The sequence below is a fragment of the Rhodococcus sp. LMD genome (assembly GCF_056108245.1).
Map to the genome: position 1 here is coordinate 5,249,737 of NZ_CM148557.1, position 20,868 is coordinate 5,270,604.

Here is a 20,868-nt window from a genome sequence, read left to right on the forward strand (position 1 = left end):
ACGAGTGGAGCCCTTCTGGCCGGTTCCCGGCCGGTCGACGGATCGCTATCGGCTGCCCACCGGCGAATCGGCGGTGAACCCTCTGGCGCGCTCGGTGTCGGATTCGCTCCACAGCGTCGTCGGCGGTACCTCCGCGCGCACCAGCGGCACGACCTCCTCGGCGAATCGACGCAGGGTGTCCTTCTGGCGTTCGAAGTCGAGCACGTGGTTGACGGATACGGATTGGAGGACGTGGCCGAAGCACTCGTGGTAGTCGAGGATCTTCTCGGCCACGCGATCCGGCGAACCGACCAGGGCCGGACCCCGCTCGACCGCCTCCTCGATCGTGCGGAAGCTGGTGGTCTTGCCGACGGCGCCCGGATCATGTTTCCTCTTGTCGGCCTGGCGTACCGCACCTTCGTAGATGGGCCGGTACTCCTCGATCGCCTTCTCCGTGGTGTCCGCGAGGAACAACCCGCCCGAACCCGATCCGACGTAGGCCTTCGCCGGGTCGTGACCGTGTGCGGCGTAGTGCTCGCGGTATCGATCGATCAGGACCTTGTAGTTCTCCCGGGGCTGCAGGGCGTTGGCCGTCACGATCGGGTCTCCCCACTTCGCCGCCAGGTCCACTGCCCGCGCCGACGTGGCGGATCCGTGCCAGATGCGGAACGGCCCGTCGAACGGGCGGGGCAGCGTCGTGACATCGGCGAGTGCCGCTCGGTACTCACCCGACCAGTCGACGTGTTCCTCCCGCAGCAGCCGGCGCAGCAGTTCGTAGTTCTCGGTGAGGTAGTCGTACTGTTTGCCGATGTCGAGGCCGAACAGGGGGTACTGGAGCACCTCGTTGCCCTTGCCGATGACGATCTCGAGGCGGCCCCGGCTCAGCTGATCGACGGTGCACAGATCCTCGGCGACGCGCACGGGATCGAGCACCGACAGCACGGTCACACCCGTGGACAACAGGATCCGCTCGGTGGCCTGTGCGATGGCACCGAGGACGACGATCGGGCTGGACGAGAGCACGTCGCCGGCATGACGTTCGCCGACCGAGTAACTGTCGATGCCGAGCTGCTCGGCGAGCACGGCCATCTCGACGACGCGGTTCAGGCGCTCCGCGGGAGCGACGACGTCGCCGGTGACCGGATGCGGCGGGTTGAAGATGATGTCGAGGATCTGGAAGCGCACGAACTACAGAGTCTGCCGTCCCGGTGGGCGTCCGCGAAGGGTTGTCCTCGAGGTGATCGGAACCGTTGCGCCCGGCCGGACACGTCGCCGTCTCGGCATCGGCGTCACGGTAGCCGTGCACCGGGGTGCGGACCAGGATTGCGATCGTCGTGATCCGAAATCGGTGCAGGTCGGACCCGCCCGAAAGGGCGTGGGTTGTCCGAGACCCGTCCAATGGATAGCGTGACCGTCCGGCAGCACCGAGGGCGGATTCCCGCCACGAACGGGCCGCGCCCGCGGCCCATCGGAGGAAAGATGGTCGGCACCAGTCACGCGCAGGTCGTGATCGCATGCGTCGTGGGCACGCACGCCCCGGCGTGTTGTTGTCGCTGACAGCCGTCCCACCGGACGCACCCGCGTCTCCCGATACCGACATCTCCTCCGGCCGCCGGTGCCGCGTTGCCCGTTTCCCGGGCACCCGGCGCTCGACGTGGCCCGAAAGGACTCCCCGCGATGCCTCCCTCGACCACCCTGCCCGTCGTCGACCTCACAGGCCTCGACGGCGATGCCGCCACCCGGGCCGCCCTGCTCGACCGGCTGCGCCGGGTCACGCACGAGGTCGGCTTCTTCCACCTGGCCGGCCACGGCATCGACCCGGCCCTCGCCGACCGGCTGATCGCGGCGGCACGCGCGTTCTTCGCCCTGCCCGACCCCGTGAAGCTGGAGATCGAGAACTCCCACTCACCTCATTTCCGCGGCTACACCCGCGTCGGGGGTGAACGAACCCAGGGATATGTGGACTGGCGCGAGCAACTCGACATCGGCCCCGAACGGGCTCCGGTGGCACAGTTCGACCCCCATCGGCCGTGGGAGGTGCTGCACGGTCCGAACCTGTGGCCCAGCCGGGTGCCGCAGCTGCGGCCGCTCGCGCTGCAGTGGATCGAACAGTCCGGCACGGTCGGCCGTAGACTCCTCCGCGCATGGTCCGAATCCCTTTCCGCACCAGCCGATTTCTTCGAGGGTGCGTTCACGGACCCCGATCCGCTGCTGAAGATCGTGCGTTACCCGGGCCACGACCGATCGATCACCGGACAGGGTGTGGGCAGTCACAAGGACGTGGGAGTTCTCACGTTGCTCTATCCGGAACCCGGAAGCACCGGCTTCCAGGTGGAGATCGACGGTACCTGGGTCGACGTCGAACCCCTGCCCGGACACTTCATCGTCAACATCGGCGAGCTCCTCGAACTGGCCACCGGCGGCTACCTGAAGGCGACGACGCACCGGGTCCTTCCGCCGGCTCCCGGCACCGACCGGGTATCCCTACCGTTCTTCCTCAATCCCGCACTGGATCGGGCGTTGCCGCATGTGCGACTGCCTGGCGCACTCGCCGCCGAGGCCCGCGGCGTCGGTGCGGACGAGCACGGTGACGCCTTGCACGCCGTGTACGGGCTCAACGCACTCAAGTCACGACTGCGGGCACACCCCAACGTCACCGAGCGCCATCACGCCGACCTCTCGAATTCCCCCCTCATCGCCGGCCGGCCCGGCGATGTCGACGAAAGCGAACACTCCGAATGACTCTGCGCCGCAACCTGCCCTTGGTCTCCGCCGTCGCCCTCGCCACCGGACTGGCCGCCTGCTCCGCCTCCGGGACCGGCGAGGACACGCTCGTGATCTCCGCCTCCGCGACACCGCACGTCGAAATCCTGGAACACGTGCGGCAATCCGGTGCGCTCGGTGACGTCGTCCTCGACATCAAGCCCGTAACCGGCGAGGTGGACCCGAACGAGTTGCTCGAAGCCGGTGACGTCGACGCCAACTTCTTCCAGCACCACCCGTACCTCGCCGACTGGCAGCAGCAGAAGGGCGTGGACAACCTCGAGTCGGCCGCCGCCGTACACCTCGAACCGCTCGGCCTGTACTCGAACAAGATCGCCGCGGTCGCGGACCTGAAGAACGGCGACACGATCGCGCTGCCGAAGGACACGACCAATTTCGCGCGCGCGCTCTACCTCCTGGAGTCGGCGGGCCTGCTCGAACTCGACAAGCCGCTGTCCGAAGCGGACATCGCGACGGTCACTGCCGCGAACATCGTCTCGAATCCGAAGAACCTGAGGTTCGTCGAACTCGAACGCGCGCAGCTCGCGCGCACCGTCGACGATCCGGCGATCACGGCCTCGGTCGTCAACTCGAACTACGCGCTCGAAGCGGGGCTCAACCCTGCGGACGACAGCATCGTCCGAGAATCCGTCGACAACAACCCGTTCGAGAACATCCTCGTGGTGCGGTCGGAGGATGCGTCCGATCCCGCCGTCACCGCCCTCGCAGACGCCCTCGAGTCGCCCGAGGTCGCTGCCTGGATCGCCGAGAACTACGACGGCGCAGTCGTACCCGTCCACGAGGTCGGGGCGTGATCGTCGTCGACGGACTCACCAAGTCGTACCCTGCAACGGGTAGCACCGGCACGATCGACGCACTCCGCGGAATCGACCTGAAGATCGAGGAGGGAGAAGTCTTCGGCATCGTCGGCCCCAGTGGTTCCGGCAAGTCCACGCTGCTGCGATGCCTGAACCTGCTGGAACGCCCCACGAGCGGACGCATCCTCCTGCGCGGCGAGGACCTCTCGCACCTGTCCGAAGGCCGGCTGCGCGCGTCCCGCCGCCGCATCGGCACCGTCTTCCAGCAGTTCAACCTCCTGCACTCCCGCACCGTCCGCGCGAACGTCGAGTTTCCGCTCGAGGTCGCCGGCGTACGGAGGACGGAGCGCCGGGACCGGGCCGAGATGTTGCTCGAGCTCGTCGGGCTCACCGACAAGCGGGACGCCTTCCCTTCGCAGTTGTCCGGCGGGCAGCAGCAGCGCGTCGGCGTCGCCCGCGCACTCGCCGCGGAGCCCGACGTACTGCTGTGCGACGAGGCGACCAGTGCCCTCGACCCGATCACCACGGAGCAGGTGCTCGATCTGATCGCGGCCGTCAACCGGACCCTCGGCGTCACCATCGTCGTCGTCACCCACGAGCTGTCCGTGGTGCGCCGGATCTGCACGTCCGCGGCTCTGCTGGACGGGGGCCGCATCGTCGAATCCGGTCCCGTGGCCGATCTCGTAGCCGACCCCGGGTCCCGCCTCGGTGATGCGCTGCTGCCGGCGGGTGTCGGCGAGCAGAACGGTGACGTGACCGCGCTCGTCACCGCCCGCGGATCCGCCGTCGCCACGCCGTGGCTGTCCCGGCTCTCCCGCGACGTCGGGGTCGACGTCGCGGTCGTCGGCGGCCGGGTCGACCGTGTCGCCGGTACCGACATCGGCAAGCTGCACGTGCGTTTCGACGGTGACGTGGATCGCGACGCGGTGGACCGATTCTTCGCCACCCTGCCCGACGTCACCGTCGCGTGGACGACCGGCGCCGTGGCGAGAGTAGGGGCATGAACAAACTCAGCTGGTACGACGCCCTGCCCGAGGTGTGGGCCGCCACGCTCGACACCCTCTACATGGTGGGCGTCGCCTTCCTCCTCACCGTCGTGGGCGGGGTGCTCGTGGGTGTTCTGCTGCACGTGACCGCGCCGGACGGGCTGCGCCCGATCCGACCGCTGTATCTCGTTTTGGGGGCCGTGGTCAACGTGTTCCGTTCACTGCCGTTCCTGGTCCTGCTGATCGCGCTGATCGGTGTGACCCGTCTGGTGGTCGGGACTGCGATCGGGCCGACCGCCGCGCTCGTCCCCTTGACGATCGGCGCGATCCCGTTCTTTGCCCGCATCGTCGAGAGCGCGCTGCGAGAGGTTCCGCGTGGGCGGGTGGACGCGGCCCGGGCCATGGGGGCCTCGAACCGGCAGATCGTCACCAAAGTACTTCTTTCCGAATCGCTTTCGTCTCTGATCTCGGGTTCCACCCTCACCGCGGTTCTGCTGGTCGGGTACTCCGCGATGGCCGGGGTCGTCGGCGGCGGCGGGCTCGGCGACTTCGCCATCGTCTACGGGTACCAGCGCTTCAACACCCCGGTCCTGATGGTCGCGGTGGTGGTGTTGATCGTGCTCGTGCAGGCGCTGCAGACCGCGGGAGACGTCGCGGTGCGGGCGCTCGCACACCGGCGATGAATTTCGCTTCGCGGCGGCGCGGCCGTGCCTACTGCAGCATCAGCTCATATCGAATCGATATGAGGTGATGCCGAAACACCGTCTATCCGCGACGCGCGCCACCCGCCAGGGTGGAGACCATGGCCACCTCTCTCCAGGCGCTCTCGGCTCCGGCCGCGGCACGCCTGCGCGCTCCGCTCCCGGGACTCGCCGTCTGTGCCGCGGCGGCAGCGGTGGCCCTCGTCGCCGCCCGCTTCGTCGGGGGCATCAGCCCCCTGCTGATCGCCATCGTCCTCGGCGCACTCCTGGCCAACACGACCTCCCTCCCGGCGGCCACCGGCCCCGGCCTGGCCGTGGCCTCCCGCCGATTGCTCCGGATCGGGGTCGCGCTCCTCGGGCTGCAACTCCTCGTCACCGACGTGCTCGCCCTCGGCTGGGGCGTGCTCGGCCTCGTCGTGGCCGTGGTGGCCGGCGGCATCGCCGGGACGATGGCACTGGGCAGACTCCTCGGGCTCGACTGGACCCAGCGCCTGCTCGTCGCCTGCGGCTTCTCGATCTGCGGCGCCGCCGCCGTCGCCGCGGTGGACGGGGTCGTCGACGCCCGCAAGCAACACGTGGTCACCTCGGTCGCGCTCGTGGTCGTCTTCGGCACCGCCATGATTCCCGGCCTTCCGCTCGCGGCCTCCGCACTGGGACTCGACACCACCCAGGCCGGCATGTGGGCCGGGGCGGCGATCCACGAGGTGGCGCAGGTCGTCGCCGCGGGCGAAGCCGTGGACACCGGAAGCGCCGGGGCGCTGGGCGCGAGTGCGCTCACGGTGGCCGTGACCGTGAAGCTCGCCCGGGTCGCGATGCTCGCACCCGTGGTCGCCTGGATCGGGGCGGTGTCGCGCCGACGCAACCGCGAGCAGACCGAAGTGCGGCGACCGCCGCTGGTGCCGCTGTTCCTCCTCGGCTTCCTCGGCTGTGTCGCCCTGCGGGCCACCGGCCTGCTCCCCGACCCGGTCCTGGACGTCGCCCGGCTCACGCAGACCGCATTGCTCACGGCCGCCATGTTCGCGCTCGGCACCGGCGTACGGCTCGACGTACTGCGGGGAGTGGGCTGGCGCCCCTTCGCCCTCGCCGCCGCATCCACGGTGTGGGTCTCGGCGATCGCCCTCACGGGAATCCTGCTGCTGGGATAGCGGATACGCTCCGCAGCCGCGCGCCGATCGGACACGGACAACGGTCGTGCCGCACGCGGATGACCGGACGGTTCGCCGCTGGACGCGGTGGCCCGGAGCGACGGCCCGGCCGAAACGGATTTCGTCGGAAGCACTTCGGGCACCGGCGGCCCGCTGTTACCGTCGGAGGGATGACAGCGCCGGCGAAGGTGGGCTCCCCGATCCGCGTCGCGATCGCCGCGACCCTGTCCGTCGCGTTGCTCGGCGCCTGCACGTCGTCCGGTGACGACCCGGCGGTCACCGCGGAGTGCATCTCGGTTCCCAACGGCACCCCCCTGTCCGCCGCGCCGCCGGCACCGCCCACAGGTGAGCGGGACCTGGCCACCAACCCCGAGGTCGCCACCGGCTACCGGGACGACATGACGGCCGTGACGACCGCGACGTACGCGGTGTCCACTGCCAACCCGGTCTCGACGGAGGCGGCATGCAAGGTGCTGCGCGACGGCGGCACCGTCGCCGACGCACTGGTCGTCGCGCAGACGGTGCTCGGACTCGTCGAGCCCCAGTCGTCGGGGATCGGCGGCGGCGCCTTCCTGCTCTACTACGACGCGGAGACCGGGCAGGTGCAGGCGTACGACGGCCGCGAGACGGCACCGATGTCGGCCACCGAGAACTACCTGCGCTGGATCAGCGACACCGACCGCACCGAACCCCGGCCCGACGCCCGTGCCAGCGGCCGCTCGATCGGGGTGCCCGGGGTGGTGCGCCTGCTCGAGGAGGTGCACCGCGACCACGGGAGCACCGAGTGGGCCCGGTTGTTCGACCCGGCCGTCGCCCTCGCCGAAGACGGGGTGGTGATCAGCGACCGGATGGCCGCGGCGATCGCCGACGCCGCGCCCGACCTCGCCGTCGACGACGAGGCACGGGCGTACTTCCTGAACCCCGACGGCACACCCAAGACCGCGGGCACCGTCCTGGTCAATCCGGCCATGGCGAAGACGCTCGGCGCCATCGCGTCCGACGGAGCCGACGCGTTCTACACCGGAGCGCTCGCCCAGGACATCGTCGACGCCACCGCCACCGACACGGGGGGCCGCACCCCCGGGACGATGACCGTCGACGACCTCGCCGGCTACGAGGTGAAGACGCGTACCCCCGTGTGCACGCCCTACCGGGAGCACGAGATCTGCGGCATGCCGAACCCGTCCTCGGGAGGGATCGCCGTCGCGGCGACGATGGGCATTCTGGAGAACTTCGACGTGTCCGCGCTGGGACCGACCGAGGTCGACGAGAACGGGGGCGAGCCGACCGCCGACGCCGTGCACCTGATCTCCGAGGCCGAGCGGCTCGCGTACGCAGACCGCGACAAGTACGTGGCGGACTCGGACTTCGTTCCCCTGCCCGGCAATTCGCCGCAGACCCTGCTCGACGACGACTACCTGCGCGCCCGGGCGGATCTCATCGACCCGGGCCGGAGCATGGGCACGGCACAGCCCGGCGACTTCGGACCGGTGCCCCTGGGCGTTCCGGCGCAGGATCGCGAACACGGCACCAGTCACATCTCCATCGCGGACGAATACGGCAACGTGGCCTCGATGACCACGACGATCGAATCGGCGTTCGGCTCGTTCCACATGGTCGACGGTTTCCTGCTGAACAACCAGCTGACGGATTTCGCCGTCGAACCCGTGGACGAGGCCGGGGTCCCGGTGGCCAACCGCGTCGAACCGGGCAAGCGGCCGCGCAGTTCGATGGCACCGACCCTCGTGTTCGACCGCAACCCCGACGGCACCCGCGGCGACGTGCGCATCGTCGTCGGCTCGCCGGGTGGTTCCGTCATCATCCAGTTCGTGGTCAAGACCCTCGTGGGCATGCTCGACTGGGGTCTGGATCCTCAGCAGGCGGTGTCGGCGGTCGCCTTCGGCGCGGCCAACACGCCCGTCACCGGGGTCGGCGGCGAGCATCCGGCGATCGACGGCAGCGACGACGGGGCCCGCGATCCCCTCGTCGCCGAGCTGCGCGCACGAGGTCATCAGGTTGCGGTGCTCCCCCAGTCCAGCGGCCTGAGCGCGCTGCGCCGGGACGAGTCCGGGTGGATCGGCGGCGCGGACCCGCGTCGCGAGGGCGCTGTGATGGGCGACGCCACCGGATAACGATCCGGGGCGCGACTCGGAGCACGAGTCACGACTGGATAACCACCCAGAATTTCGCCGACCTGCGGGAATAAGATCGACAACCATCGATCGCCGTCACGGCGGGTGGGAACGGATGGATCGGGGTGCCCGGATGCGGATCGCGGACGTGCTGCGGAACAAGGGCCCGGTGGTGGCCACGATTGAGCCGGACCGCTCGGTCGAGGAGATGATCGGTACGCTCGCCCGCCACAACGTGGGCGCCCTCGTGGTGGTGGAGGGCGACGCCGTGATCGGCATCGTCTCCGAGCGCGACGTCGTGCGCCGGCTCCACCACCACGGCCCCGCCCTGCTCGCCGCCCGCGTCCGGGACATCATGAGCACGACGGTGTCCACCTGCCTGCCCACCGACACGGTGGACAGCCTCGCCGAGACCATGACCGAACGCCGGATCCGGCACCTGCCCGTCGTGGTGGACGGCCGCATGGTGGGCATCGTCAGCATCGGCGACGTCGTGAAGAGCCGGATCGACGAACTGCAGTGCGAACGCGACCAGCTCGAGTCGTACATCGAGCACGGCTGAACCCGGGCACGACAATTTCAGGGGGATTCTCCGGGTGATCCCGGATCCGCTCCAGCGTGCTCCGGACGACAGTGGACCCCATGGCGAAGCGTCCGGGGCAGCGGTGGCGGCAGGCGACGGTGTGGCTGCACGTGGTCACGTCCGTGGGATGGATGAGCCAGGCCCTCGCGCTGCTCGTCCTGCTGACGCTGAGCAGCACCGCGGTGGATCCCGCGGTGCGGGTGGCCGGCACGACGATGGCGCAGCACCTCGACAGCTCGCTGCTCGCCCCGCTGGCCAACGCGTCGGCGTTCACGGGCTTCCTGCTCGCGGCGGCGACGCCGTGGGGCTTCCTGCGCTACTGGTGGGTCGCGATCAAGTTCGTCCTCACCGTGGTCCAGGTGAACCTCGGGATCTTCCTGCTGTCGGCGGGCCTGAACAGTTCGGTGGACGCCACCCGCGACGGCGCGTCCGGACCGGCGGGGCCGATGATCGCGGGTACCGCTCTGATGGTCGGGGCGCTCGCCTTCCAGGCGTGGTTGTCGGTCGCGAAACCCTGGGCCCGTACCCCGTGGACGGCCGGGAAGGCGAAACTGCCCACCGCGCCGCCGTGGGTCTTCACGATGGCGACGGGCGCAGTGGCCGCCGATCTGGCCGTCGCGGTGCTGCTGGGCCATCCACTGCCCGCCTTCTCCGCGGTGGCCCTGGTCGTCGCATCGACGACCAGGGCCAGGACGATCCGCGAGGCGAGCCTTCGACCGGCCTACGGCTGAGGCACCGGCGTGGTGGTCGTCGCGGTGGTGGTGGCCGCCGGCGTCGTGGTCTCGGCGGCACTCGACTCCGTCGTCGTGGACTCGACGGGCGGCAGCGGCTCGACGACCGGGGACTGCACTGCAGGGGACGGAACCGGGGACGTCGTGGTCGCCGTCGGAGCGGGAGCCGCCGCCTGGGCGGGCGCGGGGGCCTGGACGGGCGCCGGCGACGCCGCCGTCGTGGTGGTGGTCGCGGCCGGGGTCCGCGAGGTGGTCGTCGGGGCGGTCGTGGTGGCCTCGGCGGCGGCCTTCTCCGCGTCCTCGTCCACCGTCGGCGGGATCGGCGCCGGATCGATCGGCTTCGACGAGACGACCAGCTTCGGGGCGGTCGACTCGGCCTCGGCCTTGTCGAGCTCGCCGCTCTCGGCCTGCTTCGCCAGGTGCGTCAGCCAGGCTGCCGCGTACTGCGCCGAGGTCAAGGGCTTTCCGTTCTCGGGGTCGGAATCGCGCCAGTAGTCGAAGTGGTGCCCGGTGTCGGGAGCGAGGGTCTGCTGGTACGGGTCGCTCAGCGCCACCTCGAGGGTGTTCTCGTTGTCGGCGAGGAACCCGATGACCTCGTTGCGGAGCTTCGCCGGCAGGTAGGCCAGGTCGATCAGCTCACCCGAGGTGATCTCCTCGTCCGTGCCGTCCGAGGCGACATCGCGGGTGACGGGCTCGTAGGACGGATCCGACACCTTGATGAGCACGTCGAGGAACGTCTCGTCGCTCTGCATCCAGTTCTCCTGCGACTGGATGTCGGCGAAGGCGGCCATGGCGATCCGCCCGAGGACTGTGGCGACGTCCAGCGCGGTCTGCGGCGTGAGGCCGTCGCGCTCGAGTGCGTCGACGTTCAGCTGCCGGCCCACGTTCACTGCGAGCTGCAGCAGGGCGATGTTCTCCGGAGCGGAACAGGTGAGGTCGCCCTCCGAGCAGAACGACGCCACCTTGCCGTCCAGCGCCCCGAAGCTTCCCGAGGTGCCCGGCAGCGAACCGCTGCCCGACGCGCTGTTGCGGCCCGACTGGTAGGCGAGGTCGAACCCGTCCGGGTTGCGGAACTCGTCCTCCGCGCCGGGGAACGGTCCCTCGCCCGCCTGACGACCGGCGTCGGCCAGGATGACCACACCGACGACCGAATCCGGATCGACGATCTCGTACGACCCGTCCTCGGCGGCCTCCTGGTTGCCGATCTCCATCGCCACCCGGCGCGCCACATCGGCGCCCTCGCTGTACCCGACGACGGCGAACTTCGTGTCGGGGCATGCCTCGCGGATCGCCTGCATCACAGTCTGGGCGTTGTCCACGCCGGTCTCGACGGCGTCGTCGTACGACGACATATTCGCCGGGTACTCGACGTACACGGCGGAGTACGAGCCCTCCGGCACGTCGTCGCGCGGGGCGTTGACGACCTCGTCGACCCAGGGGCTGCTGAAGTCGGTGGACGAGGCCGCGGGCAGGGGGTTTCCGTCGGCGTCGAGGAGCATCGCATGCGTGCCGGGACGCGGGCTGTCGTTGCGCCCGCCGACCGCGATGCTGACCATGTCGTGGCACTCGGTGACCGAGGCGGTCAGCGTCGTCGGGGCCGTCGACGGGGCCGACGGTTCCGAGACGGCGATCGCTACCACCGCCGCCGCCCCGAGCGCCACGGGTGCCACCGCAGCCGCGACAATTCGCTTGTTTCGCACCGCCCAGTCGAGTGCCATGGTCCCACCCCATCCGATCTCGGTCCGTGTCGACGACCCCGGTTGCGGTGTCGACGCGTCGGACGGAACGTCGCTCGGGGACTCGGTCGTGTTACATGTCCGTATCGCGGGAGGGGCCGCGATACGCGGTCGAGGCTTCTGTCCCCCGCGTCGTTCCGCTCGGGCAGCACCGTCGTCCGGGGGCGGTCCCCCTGTCCTGCGGCAACAGCCTGTGCATCCATGTGGGCGCGAGTAGGCTGCCGGTCATGGCCGAACTGTCCGCCGAGGTGCGGGCTCTGCTCGGGGCGCGGAACATGGCACACGTCGCGACGCTCATGCCCGACGGCTCACCGCATGTCTCTCCCGTGTGGATTGCGGTCGAGGGTGATCGCTTGGCGATCTTCTCCGCTCGCGAGAACCGGAAGGTCGCCAATCTACGCCGTGACGGGCGCGTCGCCGTGTCGGTCTGCGACGAGCACAATCCGTATCGGTCGGTCGTCGTCCGCGGCCGGGTCGTCGAGGAACTCCAGGGCGACGAAGCGGTCGAGATCATGGACCGGATGAGCAACCGCTACGTCGGCACCGACTTCCCGATGCGCTCGGCGATCGTCTCGCTCATCGAACCCGAGCGAGTTCACCTGCAGGACCTCCCGTTCCACCATCCCTCCGACACCGGAACCTGAGCCGCGACCTCCGAGGCCGTCCGGGTGCGACCGTCGACCGCGATCCGGGATGCGCGCCCTGCACGACCGCAGCGCGATCCGATTCGGCGCGAGGATTCGTTGCGCGTGCGGCGCAGGCTCCGCTCGGTCCCGTCGTTCCGGGAATCGCCTTTCACTCTCGCGGCCCACACCGAGCGCGTCTGATCCATCTCGGGACCGCCGACACAACGGTCGTTTTCACTGAGTGAAATAGCTTCTGCCTGATCGATTTTCCCGATCGGCCCTGTCCCACAGCGGAGTTGACGTACGGCAGTGCACGCAGTCACAATCCGAACGATCACTCGGTTACGAACAGGTGTGCACTATGCGAACAAGCTCCGACGGGGTCGCCACCGAGGCGCCCCGACACACGACCCGCTCCGCGCGACTCGTCATCGCGCTGTGCTGGGTCGCGGTACTCCTCGACGGCTTCGACCTCGTCGTTCTCGGCGCCGTGAACCCGGCGCTGCTGGACTACCCGGACTGGAACGTCGACGCCGGCGGCCTCACCGTCATCTCGACCGCCGGCCTGGTCGGCATGACACTCGGAGCCCTGGCCATCGGCACCCTGACCGACGTCCTCGGCCGGCGACGCACCCTCATCTTCTCCGTCACCGCCTTCTCGGTGCTGACCCTCGCATGCGCGTTCGCGACATCACCGGAGATGCTCGGCGTCCTGCGCTTCCTCGCGGGCCTCGGCCTCGGCGGCGCACTGCCCACCGCGCTGGCCATCGTCGCCGAATTCGCGCCCGGGAAAAAGGGATCCGCGTCGACCACCGTCATGACCGGCTACCACGTCGGCGCCGTGGCGACGGCCCTGCTCGCCCTCGTCCTGCTGGAGAGTTCCGGGTGGCGTTCGATGTTCGTCGCGGGCACACTGCCGGCGTTCGTTCTCGTCCCCCTGATGTTCCGCTACCTGCCCGAGTCGCCCGCGTACCTCTCCGCCCGAGGCCGGCACGACGAAGCCGCACGCATCGCTGCCGACTACGGACTTCCGTCCACCGACGTCGTGCCACCGGGCCCCGGCCACACCCCGGACGCGAAGCCGGCGTCGCCGGTGCGGGCCCTGTTCTCGCCGCAGTTGCTGCGCACCAGCGTGTCCATCTGGGTCACCTCCTTCATGGGGCTGCTCCTGGTGTACGGCCTCAACACCTGGCTGCCGACGATCATGCGAGAAGCCGGATACGACCTCGGAGCGTCGCTGTCGCTGCTGCTCGTGCTCAACGCCGGTGCCGTCGCGGGCCTGCTGGTCGCCGGCCGCGTCGCCGACCGGATCGGCGCCCGCACCGCGGGCCTCGTGTGGTTCACCCTCGCCGCGCTGTTCCTCGCGACGCTCAGCATCAACCTCGCCTACGGCGTCTACGTGCTGGTATTCCTTGCCGGCTGCTTCGTCTTCAGTTCCCAGGTGCTCGTCTACGCCTTCACCAGCGCGGCCTACCCGGCCGAGGCACGCGCCACGGCGCTCGGCTGGTCCGCCGGCGTGGGCCGCATCGGCGCCATCTGCGGTCCGATCCTCGGCGGCGCGCTCCTGCAGGCCGGCATCGCCTACCCGTGGGGCTTCTACGCCTTCGCCGCCGTCGGCGTACTCGGCGCCGTCGCACTGTCGACGAGCCGGCCGGTGCGGTAGCGCTCCGAACTTGCCCACCGATTCGGAATTTGCCGCGTGAATTGCACGGGCAAGTTCCGAATCGGTGCGCGAACGCCGTCGGACGTCGCCAAGGCCGCGCGGCGGACCCTCAGCCCCGCGCCATGTCCACGAAGCGCGACAGGTGCAGCTGGTGCGCGACGGTGATCGTGGCCGTCGGACCATTACGGTGCTTGCCGAGGATCAGATCCGCCTCACCGCCACGCGGGTCGTCACGTTCGAATGCGTCGGGCCGGTGCAGCAGAATCACCATGTCGGCGTCCTGCTCGAGACTGTTATGCACCGAGATGCCATCGGCAACGAAGTTGTGTGTGCCCGGGACGGTCCCGTCGTACACGTCCTGCTCACCGAGGCTGGCGATGGAGACGATCTCGTCCCAGTACACATTGTTGGTGGCGAGCATTTCGATGTCGGCGGTGTCGAGGACGCCTGCCACCTGAGCCAGACTCGACCGTGAACCCCCAGCGGACCGCGAAGCCGCGGCCGCGACGAGCTCGCTGGGAGCGAGTTCCTCGACAGCGAGGAGCCGGCCCAGCGTCGCCTCGACGTCGGGAGTCACGGTGTCGGCGTCGTGACGTACGAGCTTCGGGCCGAGCTGCGCGAGCACCCACTGCGCGGCAGTGCCGTGGGCGCCCACGTCGTGCAGGAAGACGGCCTGATTCTCCGGGCCGGTGACGACGACATCCCACCCTGTTTCGGCCGCAGCGATCCGAGCGAAGACGCCGATTCGCAGGAGCAGACGGGCCAAGTCGTCGGCGAGGCACCGGGCTGCGCACGGATACCGGACATCGGCCCGCCCTCGGGCTCCGTCCCACGCGACGATTCCGTTGCCCTCCCACACGTGGCACACGAGCGCGGCGACCTGTTCCTTCGGCAGCGCGAACGCCTGGGACGGAACAGAACTTTCGACGACGGCGCGCTCGGCCAGCGCGACGACGTCGTCCTCGGAGACGGCGTGCGTGGCGAGGGGAGCAGGAACGGCGCGGGGCGCCGCGACCCGCTCGCCGACCGTGAGCTCGCCGAGAGGAATCCACCCGTCGACGGTGAGGAAGGGATGGTTCGCGGTGGCCTCCACCTGACGACCGGAGTCGAGCGTCAGCCGGAACACCTCCTTGCGTCCGCTCGGGAACACCTTGGTCATCGGGCGCGCAACCATGCGCATGCGTTCGTCCAGCGACCAGACGACGGGCTGTTCCCCACTGGCGAGCAACTCACCGAGGGTGACCTCGCAGCCGTTGTCCGCGCGCAGGACGCGGGTGCTCGCAGTGAGGCATCCCGACTCTCGAAGGTCGGAGACCATGGGCTTCTTGTCGGTGCGTTGCTCGGGACCGCGGTTGAGCTGACAGATCGCGACCACCGGGACCTCGAGTTCCTTCGCGAGAAGCTTGAGGCTACGGGAGAATTCGGAGACCTCCTGCTGACGGGACTCGACCTTCTTACCGGAGGTCATCAGCTGCAGGTAGTCGACGACGATCAGCCGGATGTCGTGTTTCTGCTTGAGGCGCCGCGCTTTTGCGCGGATCTCCATCATGGTCAGGTTGGGGGAGTCGTCGATGAACAGGGGCGCTTCGCTGATCTCGCTCATCCGCCGGGCGAGGCGCGTCCAGTCGTCGTCGGTCATCCGGCCCGAACGCATGTCGCCGAGCTTGATCTTCGCCTCGGCGGAGAGCAGCCGCATGACGATCTCGGTCTTGCCCATCTCGAGGGAGAACATGACCGAAGCCATGCCGTGCTTGACCGAGCAGGACCGCAGGAAGTCCATGCCGAGCGTGGAGTTGTGGGTGGGCACCATCGACCGCCCGGCGAGATACAGGTGCTCGCCGTCGACCTCGACGCACCGCACCGGCACGGACTCGACCGGACGGACGGCGACGATGCGCCGCTGCCGCGCCACCGTCGTACGGGTCTGCTTGTGCGCCTTGGCCTTGCTGGGGAGGACGAACACGTCGTCGTCGGTGGCGAATCGCACCGCCGACCCGGCGGCGGCGCAGGTGTAGCCGAGGCCGGCCAGCAGCTCGGCGACGTCGTCCCGCAGGCGGGCGCAGTCCGACTCGAATCGCACGGTGCCGTCGTCCTCGACGTGGCCGCCGGCGTCGAGCAGACCGGCGAGCAGTTCACGCCGCTGCTGTTCCGACGCCCGCTGGTAGGCGCCGGGGATGTGCGCGCCGAGCGTCATGAGTTCCTCGGCGAATCCGCCCTCGCCCTGCACCCGCATGTGCACGTGGGGATCGGCCGACGGGCCACCGAGCCAGGCGCCGAGAGTGAACGGGGCGACGGGCAGATCGGCGACGGGCAGGCGCAGCGGAGCGACGTTGCCGACGATGTGGCCGGTGGAGAGTGAGGCCGCGAGCTCCCCGGTGGTGCGTACCCGCGACGGGCCGCCGTCGGAGGTGAGCCACTGATGCTGCTCGTCGGCGACGAGGACCGTGCCGTCGGAGAACTCCACCTCGAAGCAGGGGCGGCCGTGCAGCACCTCGGTGGCGGCCAGCACCCGGGTGGGGCGACCGTGGGCGTCGAGAAGTTCGTCGCCGACGGCGACCTCGCCCATGGTCGTCCAGCCGCCGGGGGTGGGCAGTGCAGTGTCGAGGGACAGCGCCTTTCCGACACCCGGGCGGGCGGCGACGATGATCATCTGCCCGGCGTGGAGACCGTTGGTGATCTCGTCGAGTTCGGCGAACCCGGTGGGCACACCCAGGGAGATGCCGCCGCGGCTGGCGATCGAGTCGATCTCGTCCATGGTGGGCTGCAGCAGCTCTTCGAGCGGGACGAAGTCCTCGGACGTGCGGCGCTCCGAGACCTCGAAGATCTCGGCCTGGGCGCGGTCGACGACCTCGGCGACGTCCTGCCCATCGGAGCCGGCGTACCCGTACTGGACGATGCGGGTGCCGGCCTCGACGAGGCGGCGCAGGATGGCCTTCTCGGCGACGATCTCGGCGTAGTAGCTGGCGTTCGCGGCGGTAGGCACGGTCTGGGTCAGCGTCACCAGGTAGGCGGCGCCGCCGATGCGGCGGAGCTCTCCGCGCCGGTCGAGTTCCGCGGACACCGTGACGGGGTCGGCCGGCTCACCGCGACTGTAGAGATCGAGGATCGAGTCGTACACCGCCTGGTGGGCGGGACGGTAGAAGTCGCCGGGCCGCAGCACCTCGAGCACGTCGGCGATGGCGTCCTTGCTGAGCAGCATGCCCCCGAGCACCGACTGCTCGGCGACCATGTCCTGCGGGGGCTGGCGGCCGAAGTCGCCCGCCGGCTCCTCCGGCGGTCCCGGGTACTCGGAATGGCCCCGATCGTCCACTACAGCCACGCGACGCCGTCCTTCCCCGTCTCGGCACCTTCGCGGGGGACAGGCCCTGTCCACCCGCGCTCGTCACCACTTCTACCCGGCCCCACCGACACGTCCTCCGGACGCGCGCGCTCGACGTTAGGCACTGGGAACGCCCCGTCCAAATCCGCCTGTGCACACATCTGTGGATGAATTGTGGAAACAGGAGGACGACCTTGTGCACCCCTTGGGGACAACCTGGGGACAACGCATCTCACACTTTGCATCGCTGCTGTTCAGACGGCACAAATCGTGTTTCACAAGTGTGGAGAACAACCCGCTCGGCGTGTCGTGCCGGATGTGTTTCCGGGCGTGTTACGCGGTTCCGGCACCCCGCCGCTATGCTGCAGGTCACAAACCTACCGGTACCCCCGTCGGGTTATCCACAAGCCTGTGGACAGACGACGAAGAGCCCTGCACCAGGGGCGCAGGGCTCTTCGAGGACCGGAATCAGGCGGCCACGACGTTCAGATCGAACTTCGCGGTCACGTCCGGGTGCAGCTTCACGATCACCGTGTGCTTGCCGGTCGACTTGATGTGCGCCTTGGGCAGCTCGATGATGCGCTTGTCGACGACGGGGCCACCGGCGGCCTTGACGGCACCGGCAACGTCGGCGGCGGTGACCGAGCCGAACAGCTTGCCCGAGTCGCCGGCGGTCTTCACGGCCAAGGTGACGCTCTCGAGGCCCTCGATCGCGGCCTTGAGCTCCTTGGCGTGATCGAGGCCGCGCACCGCACGAGCCTCCTGGGCCCGGCGGATGCCCTCGACCTGCTTCTGGGCACCACGGGTGGCGACGATCGCCAGGCCGCGGGGCAGCAGGTAGTTGCGGCCGTAGCCGTCCTTGACCTCGACGGTGTCGCCAGGCGCACCGAGGTTGTCCACGTCGGCAGTGAGAATGAGCTTCATCGTGTGTCCCTCCCTTTCCTTAGCGAGCCGTCGAGACGTAAGGAAGCAGGGCCACCTCACGCGAGTTCTTCACAGCGATGGCAACGTCGCGCTGGTGCTGCACGCAGTTGCCCGTGACACGACGGGCGCGGATCTTGCCGCGGTCGCTGACGTACTTGCGCAGCAACGTCGTGTCCTTGTAGTCGATCTGCACGTTCTTTTCCTTGCAGAAGGTGCAGACCTTCTTCTTCAAAACCTTTTCGCGCGCGGGCGCCTTAGGCATGGTCTTTCTCCGTACTTTCCGAATGTTCCGATCGAAGGTCGGATCAGAACGGGGGCTCGTCGTCCCCGCCGAAGGAGCCCGCCGCCGGGGCGCTGCCCCACGGGTCGTCCCCGCCGGTGCTCGCGCCGGCACGGGCCCCGCCCGATCCTCCGGAGGAACCGCCGAAGCCGCCCCCGCCACCGCCCCCGCCACGGCTGGCCTTGTTGACCTTGGCCGTCGCGTAGCGGAGCGAGGGGCCGATCTCGTCGACCTCGAGCTCCACGACAGTGCGCTTCTCGCCTTCACGCGTCTCGTAGCTGCGCTGCTTGAGCCGGCCCTGCACGATCACGCGCGAGCCACGGGTCAAGCTCTCGGCCACGTTCTCCGCTGCCTCACGCCAGATGTTGCAGCGCAGGAACAGCGCCTCGCCGTCTTTCCACTCGTTGGACTGACGGTCGAAGATGCGGGGCGTGGACGCGACGGTGAAGTTCGCGACCGCGGCCCCCGCCGGGGTGAAACGCAGCTCGGGATCAGCCGTCAGATTGCCGATGACGGTGATGACGGTGTCGCCTGCCATGTGGTTCCTCCTGCTGTGTGTGGAGTCCTGATGCGCCCGAGCCTACGGCCGGACGCCGACAGACTCACTTGCCGTGGCGCAGAACCTTGGTGCGGAGCACCGACTCGTTCAGGCCGAGCTGGCGATCCAGCTCCGCGACAGTGGCGGGCGTAGCGCTGATGTCGATCACCGCGTAGATGCCTTCGCTGTGCTTGGCGATCTCGTACGCGAGACGACGCTTACCCCACACGTCGACCTTGTCGATCTTGCCGCCGTCCTGGCGAACGACGTTGAGGAACGTATCCAGCGACGGGGCGACAGTGCGCTCGTCCAGGCTGGGGTCGAGAATGACCATCAGTTCGTAATGACGCATAAGACCTCATCACCTCCTATGGACTATGGGCGGTCACGGACGGTCCGTGACAGGAGGGTCGTTGCGTCAGCAACCCATGCAGGCTACACGACGCGCCCTTGACCAGCGAAATTGGCCTAGGGTGAAGAACATGCGCACGAGTTCCCGGACGCCCGCGCTCGTCGCCGTCGTGACGTGCGCGCTCGCCATGTGGCTCGGCTACCTGAACAAGGCCCGCTGCGCCGGGCCGCCGTTCGACCCGCAGGGCCGCAGCGTGCGGTTCGACGCGGTCAAGGACGCCACGGTCTGCTACTCCGACATCCAGCAGTTGTGGATCGGACGCGGCATCAACCTGCACCTGTTCCCGTTCCTCGACGGCGGGATCACCCGCGACGGCGTGCTCACCGGCGGCACCGTCGAGTACCCGGTACTGAGCGGCATCCTGATGTGGGTGGGGGCCCTGCGCGCCGACACCGACGCCGAGTTCCTCCTGCACTCCGCGCTGCTGCTGGCCCCGTTCGGCCTGCTCGTCGCGTGGCTCCTCGGCCGGCTGGCCGGATGGGCCGCGCTGCTCTGGTCGGTGACGCCGCCGCTGGTGCTGTACGGCTTCCACAACTGGGACCTGCCCGTCGTCGCGACCACCGTCGGGGCCGTGGCCGTGCTCGGGGTGCGACGGTGGTCCCTGCGCACCCGCGCGGTGGCCGCGGCCGTCCTGCTCGCGGTCGGGTTCTGCCTCAAGGTGTATCCCGGCATCTTCGTGCTGCCGCTGATCGCGTACGTCCTGACCGGCGGGGACGAACCGCGACCCCGGCGCGACGTGCGGGGCGCGGTGACGGTGGGCGCCGCAGCGGCGGTAACGGTGATCGCCGTGAACCTGCCGTTCGCGCTGCTCGGCTATCCGGGATGGCGCGCATCGTTCGAGTTCCAGGGCAACCGCGCGGCCGACGCCACGAGCAACTCGATCTGGTACTGGGGGCTGCGGCCGCTGGTCGGCGGCTATCAGGACACCGAGGTCACGGCCGAGTACAACGACATCGTCGCCGTCGTCTCGCCGTTGTCGATCTGCGCCGCCTTCGCGCTGGCGCTGTGGCTGGGGTGGCGGCGGTACCGCCGCGACGGCAGCTACCCGTGGGTCGCGGTCGGCGCCGCGATGCTGTGTGGATTCCTGCTGCTGCACAAGGTCCATTCACCGCAGTACACCCTGTGGCTGTTGCCGTTCCTGGTGCTGCTGCGGGTGCGCTGGCCGCTGATCGCCTCGTACCTCACCGTGGACCTCGCCATCGGGATCGGGGTGTTCCTGTGGTTCGACGCGACCATGACCCACAGCGACACCACGATCCCGCTGCTGCTCACCCTGGTCGGGGTGTGGGGGCGGGCCGCGCTGCTCGTCGTGCTGTTCTTCGTGTTCGCCGGCGCACCCCTGCGCCGATCCGGCCAGCCCCCACCCGACGAGGAGCAACCCCGGATGCCGGCTATGAGCGGAGAAAATCGGTGAACACGTCCCGGGCCGGGCGGCCGGCGCGGTCGTGGTGAGTGCGGCAGCACCGCGGCTGGTCTACCCTTCCGCGCGGGGGGAACCGGAACAGGCCGGGATCCCGACGGGGTGATCGAGG

At 69.4% G+C, this 20,868-nt stretch carries 18 protein-coding genes; 11 read left to right on the plus strand and 7 right to left on the minus strand.

Annotation, left to right across the window (positions count from 1 at the left end):
- Positions 1 to 45: 45 nt before the first annotated feature.
- A complete protein-coding gene (locus tag ACWPQI_RS24105) occupies positions 46 to 1,164 on the minus strand; it encodes an LLM class flavin-dependent oxidoreductase (RefSeq protein ID WP_010596237.1) in 1,119 nt (372 codons plus the stop codon).
- A gap of 492 nt (positions 1,165 to 1,656) precedes the next feature.
- Here ACWPQI_RS24105 and ACWPQI_RS24110 point away from each other — a divergent pair, with 492 nt between their 5' ends.
- The 8 genes from ACWPQI_RS24110 to ACWPQI_RS24145 all read left to right on the plus strand — a co-directional run bounded on the left by ACWPQI_RS24110 (position 1,657) and on the right by ACWPQI_RS24145 (position 9,838).
- Positions 1,657 to 2,721, plus strand: a complete 1,065-nt coding sequence (locus ACWPQI_RS24110) for an isopenicillin N synthase family dioxygenase (protein WP_237211224.1) — start codon at positions 1,657 to 1,659, stop codon at positions 2,719 to 2,721.
- Positions 2,718 to 3,557, plus strand: a complete 840-nt coding sequence (locus ACWPQI_RS24115) for a MetQ/NlpA family ABC transporter substrate-binding protein (protein WP_304433786.1) — start codon at positions 2,718 to 2,720, stop codon at positions 3,555 to 3,557. The genes ACWPQI_RS24110 and ACWPQI_RS24115 overlap by 4 nt, the downstream gene beginning before the upstream one ends.
- Positions 3,554 to 4,564 carry a methionine ABC transporter ATP-binding protein gene (locus ACWPQI_RS24120; RefSeq protein WP_010596240.1) on the plus strand — a complete coding sequence of 337 codons (1,011 nt, stop codon included), beginning with the start codon at positions 3,554 to 3,556 and terminating at the stop codon, positions 4,562 to 4,564. The genes ACWPQI_RS24115 and ACWPQI_RS24120 overlap by 4 nt, the downstream gene beginning before the upstream one ends.
- Positions 4,561 to 5,229 (plus strand): methionine ABC transporter permease, encoded by a 669-nt coding sequence (locus ACWPQI_RS24125; RefSeq protein WP_010596241.1) that lies wholly within the window; start codon positions 4,561 to 4,563, stop codon positions 5,227 to 5,229. The genes ACWPQI_RS24120 and ACWPQI_RS24125 overlap by 4 nt, the downstream gene beginning before the upstream one ends.
- 119 nt (positions 5,230 to 5,348) lie before the next feature.
- Positions 5,349 to 6,392: a YeiH family protein gene (locus tag ACWPQI_RS24130; RefSeq protein ID WP_040272946.1), complete on the plus strand. Its 1,044-nt coding sequence runs from the start codon at positions 5,349 to 5,351 to the stop codon at positions 6,390 to 6,392.
- 170 nt (positions 6,393 to 6,562) lie between these two features.
- Positions 6,563 to 8,524 carry a gamma-glutamyltransferase gene (ggt, locus tag ACWPQI_RS24135; protein ID WP_301914274.1) on the plus strand — a complete coding sequence of 654 codons (1,962 nt, stop codon included), beginning with the start codon at positions 6,563 to 6,565 and terminating at the stop codon, positions 8,522 to 8,524.
- Positions 8,525 to 8,657: 133 nt separating this feature from the next.
- Positions 8,658 to 9,086 (plus strand): CBS domain-containing protein, encoded by a 429-nt coding sequence (locus tag ACWPQI_RS24140; protein WP_003938628.1) that lies wholly within the window; start codon positions 8,658 to 8,660, stop codon positions 9,084 to 9,086.
- A gap of 80 nt (positions 9,087 to 9,166) precedes the next feature.
- Entirely contained in the window at positions 9,167 to 9,838 is a 672-nt protein-coding gene (locus ACWPQI_RS24145; RefSeq protein ID WP_191902526.1) for a hypothetical protein, read from the plus strand.
- On the opposite strand, the gene ACWPQI_RS24150 is transcribed toward ACWPQI_RS24145, so the two are convergent.
- Positions 9,829 to 11,556 (minus strand): cutinase family protein, encoded by a 1,728-nt coding sequence (locus ACWPQI_RS24150; RefSeq protein WP_474738539.1) that lies wholly within the window; start codon positions 11,554 to 11,556, stop codon positions 9,829 to 9,831. The two genes, ACWPQI_RS24145 and ACWPQI_RS24150, sit on opposite strands and share 10 nt — an antisense overlap.
- 245 nt (positions 11,557 to 11,801) lie before the next feature.
- Between ACWPQI_RS24150 and ACWPQI_RS24155 the strand changes: the two genes are divergently transcribed.
- Both ACWPQI_RS24155 and ACWPQI_RS24160 read left to right on the plus strand, forming a co-directional pair.
- Positions 11,802 to 12,218, plus strand: a complete 417-nt coding sequence (locus ACWPQI_RS24155) for a TIGR03618 family F420-dependent PPOX class oxidoreductase (RefSeq protein ID WP_017680192.1) — start codon at positions 11,802 to 11,804, stop codon at positions 12,216 to 12,218.
- Between the two features lie 343 nt (positions 12,219 to 12,561).
- The gene (locus ACWPQI_RS24160; RefSeq protein WP_474738540.1) at positions 12,562 to 13,863 is read left to right on the plus strand and encodes an MFS transporter; all 1,302 of its coding nucleotides are present in this window, start codon (positions 12,562 to 12,564) and stop codon (positions 13,861 to 13,863) included.
- A 109-nt stretch (positions 13,864 to 13,972) separates the two neighbouring features.
- Here ACWPQI_RS24160 and dnaB read toward each other — a convergent pair whose 3' ends face one another.
- The 5 genes from dnaB to rpsF form a co-directional block, all read right to left on the minus strand.
- Positions 13,973 to 17,182: a replicative DNA helicase gene (dnaB, locus tag ACWPQI_RS24165; protein WP_474738541.1), complete on the minus strand. Its 3,210-nt coding sequence runs from the start codon at positions 17,180 to 17,182 to the stop codon at positions 13,973 to 13,975.
- A gap of 468 nt (positions 17,183 to 17,650) precedes the next feature.
- Entirely contained in the window at positions 17,651 to 18,106 is a 456-nt protein-coding gene (rplI, locus tag ACWPQI_RS24170; RefSeq protein WP_017680194.1) for a 50S ribosomal protein L9, read from the minus strand.
- Positions 18,107 to 18,125: 19 nt separating this feature from the next.
- Entirely contained in the window at positions 18,126 to 18,368 is a 243-nt protein-coding gene (gene rpsR / locus ACWPQI_RS24175) for a 30S ribosomal protein S18 (protein WP_003938621.1), read from the minus strand.
- A 43-nt stretch (positions 18,369 to 18,411) separates the two neighbouring features.
- Positions 18,412 to 18,924 (minus strand): single-stranded DNA-binding protein, encoded by a 513-nt coding sequence (locus tag ACWPQI_RS24180; protein WP_010596250.1) that lies wholly within the window; start codon positions 18,922 to 18,924, stop codon positions 18,412 to 18,414.
- A gap of 64 nt (positions 18,925 to 18,988) precedes the next feature.
- Entirely contained in the window at positions 18,989 to 19,276 is a 288-nt protein-coding gene (rpsF, locus tag ACWPQI_RS24185; protein WP_003938619.1) for a 30S ribosomal protein S6, read from the minus strand.
- Between the two features lie 130 nt (positions 19,277 to 19,406).
- Here rpsF and ACWPQI_RS24190 point away from each other — a divergent pair, with 130 nt between their 5' ends.
- A complete protein-coding gene (locus ACWPQI_RS24190) occupies positions 19,407 to 20,750 on the plus strand; it encodes a glycosyltransferase 87 family protein (RefSeq protein WP_040273033.1) in 1,344 nt (447 codons plus the stop codon).
- The last annotated feature ends 118 nt before the right edge of the window (positions 20,751 to 20,868 follow it).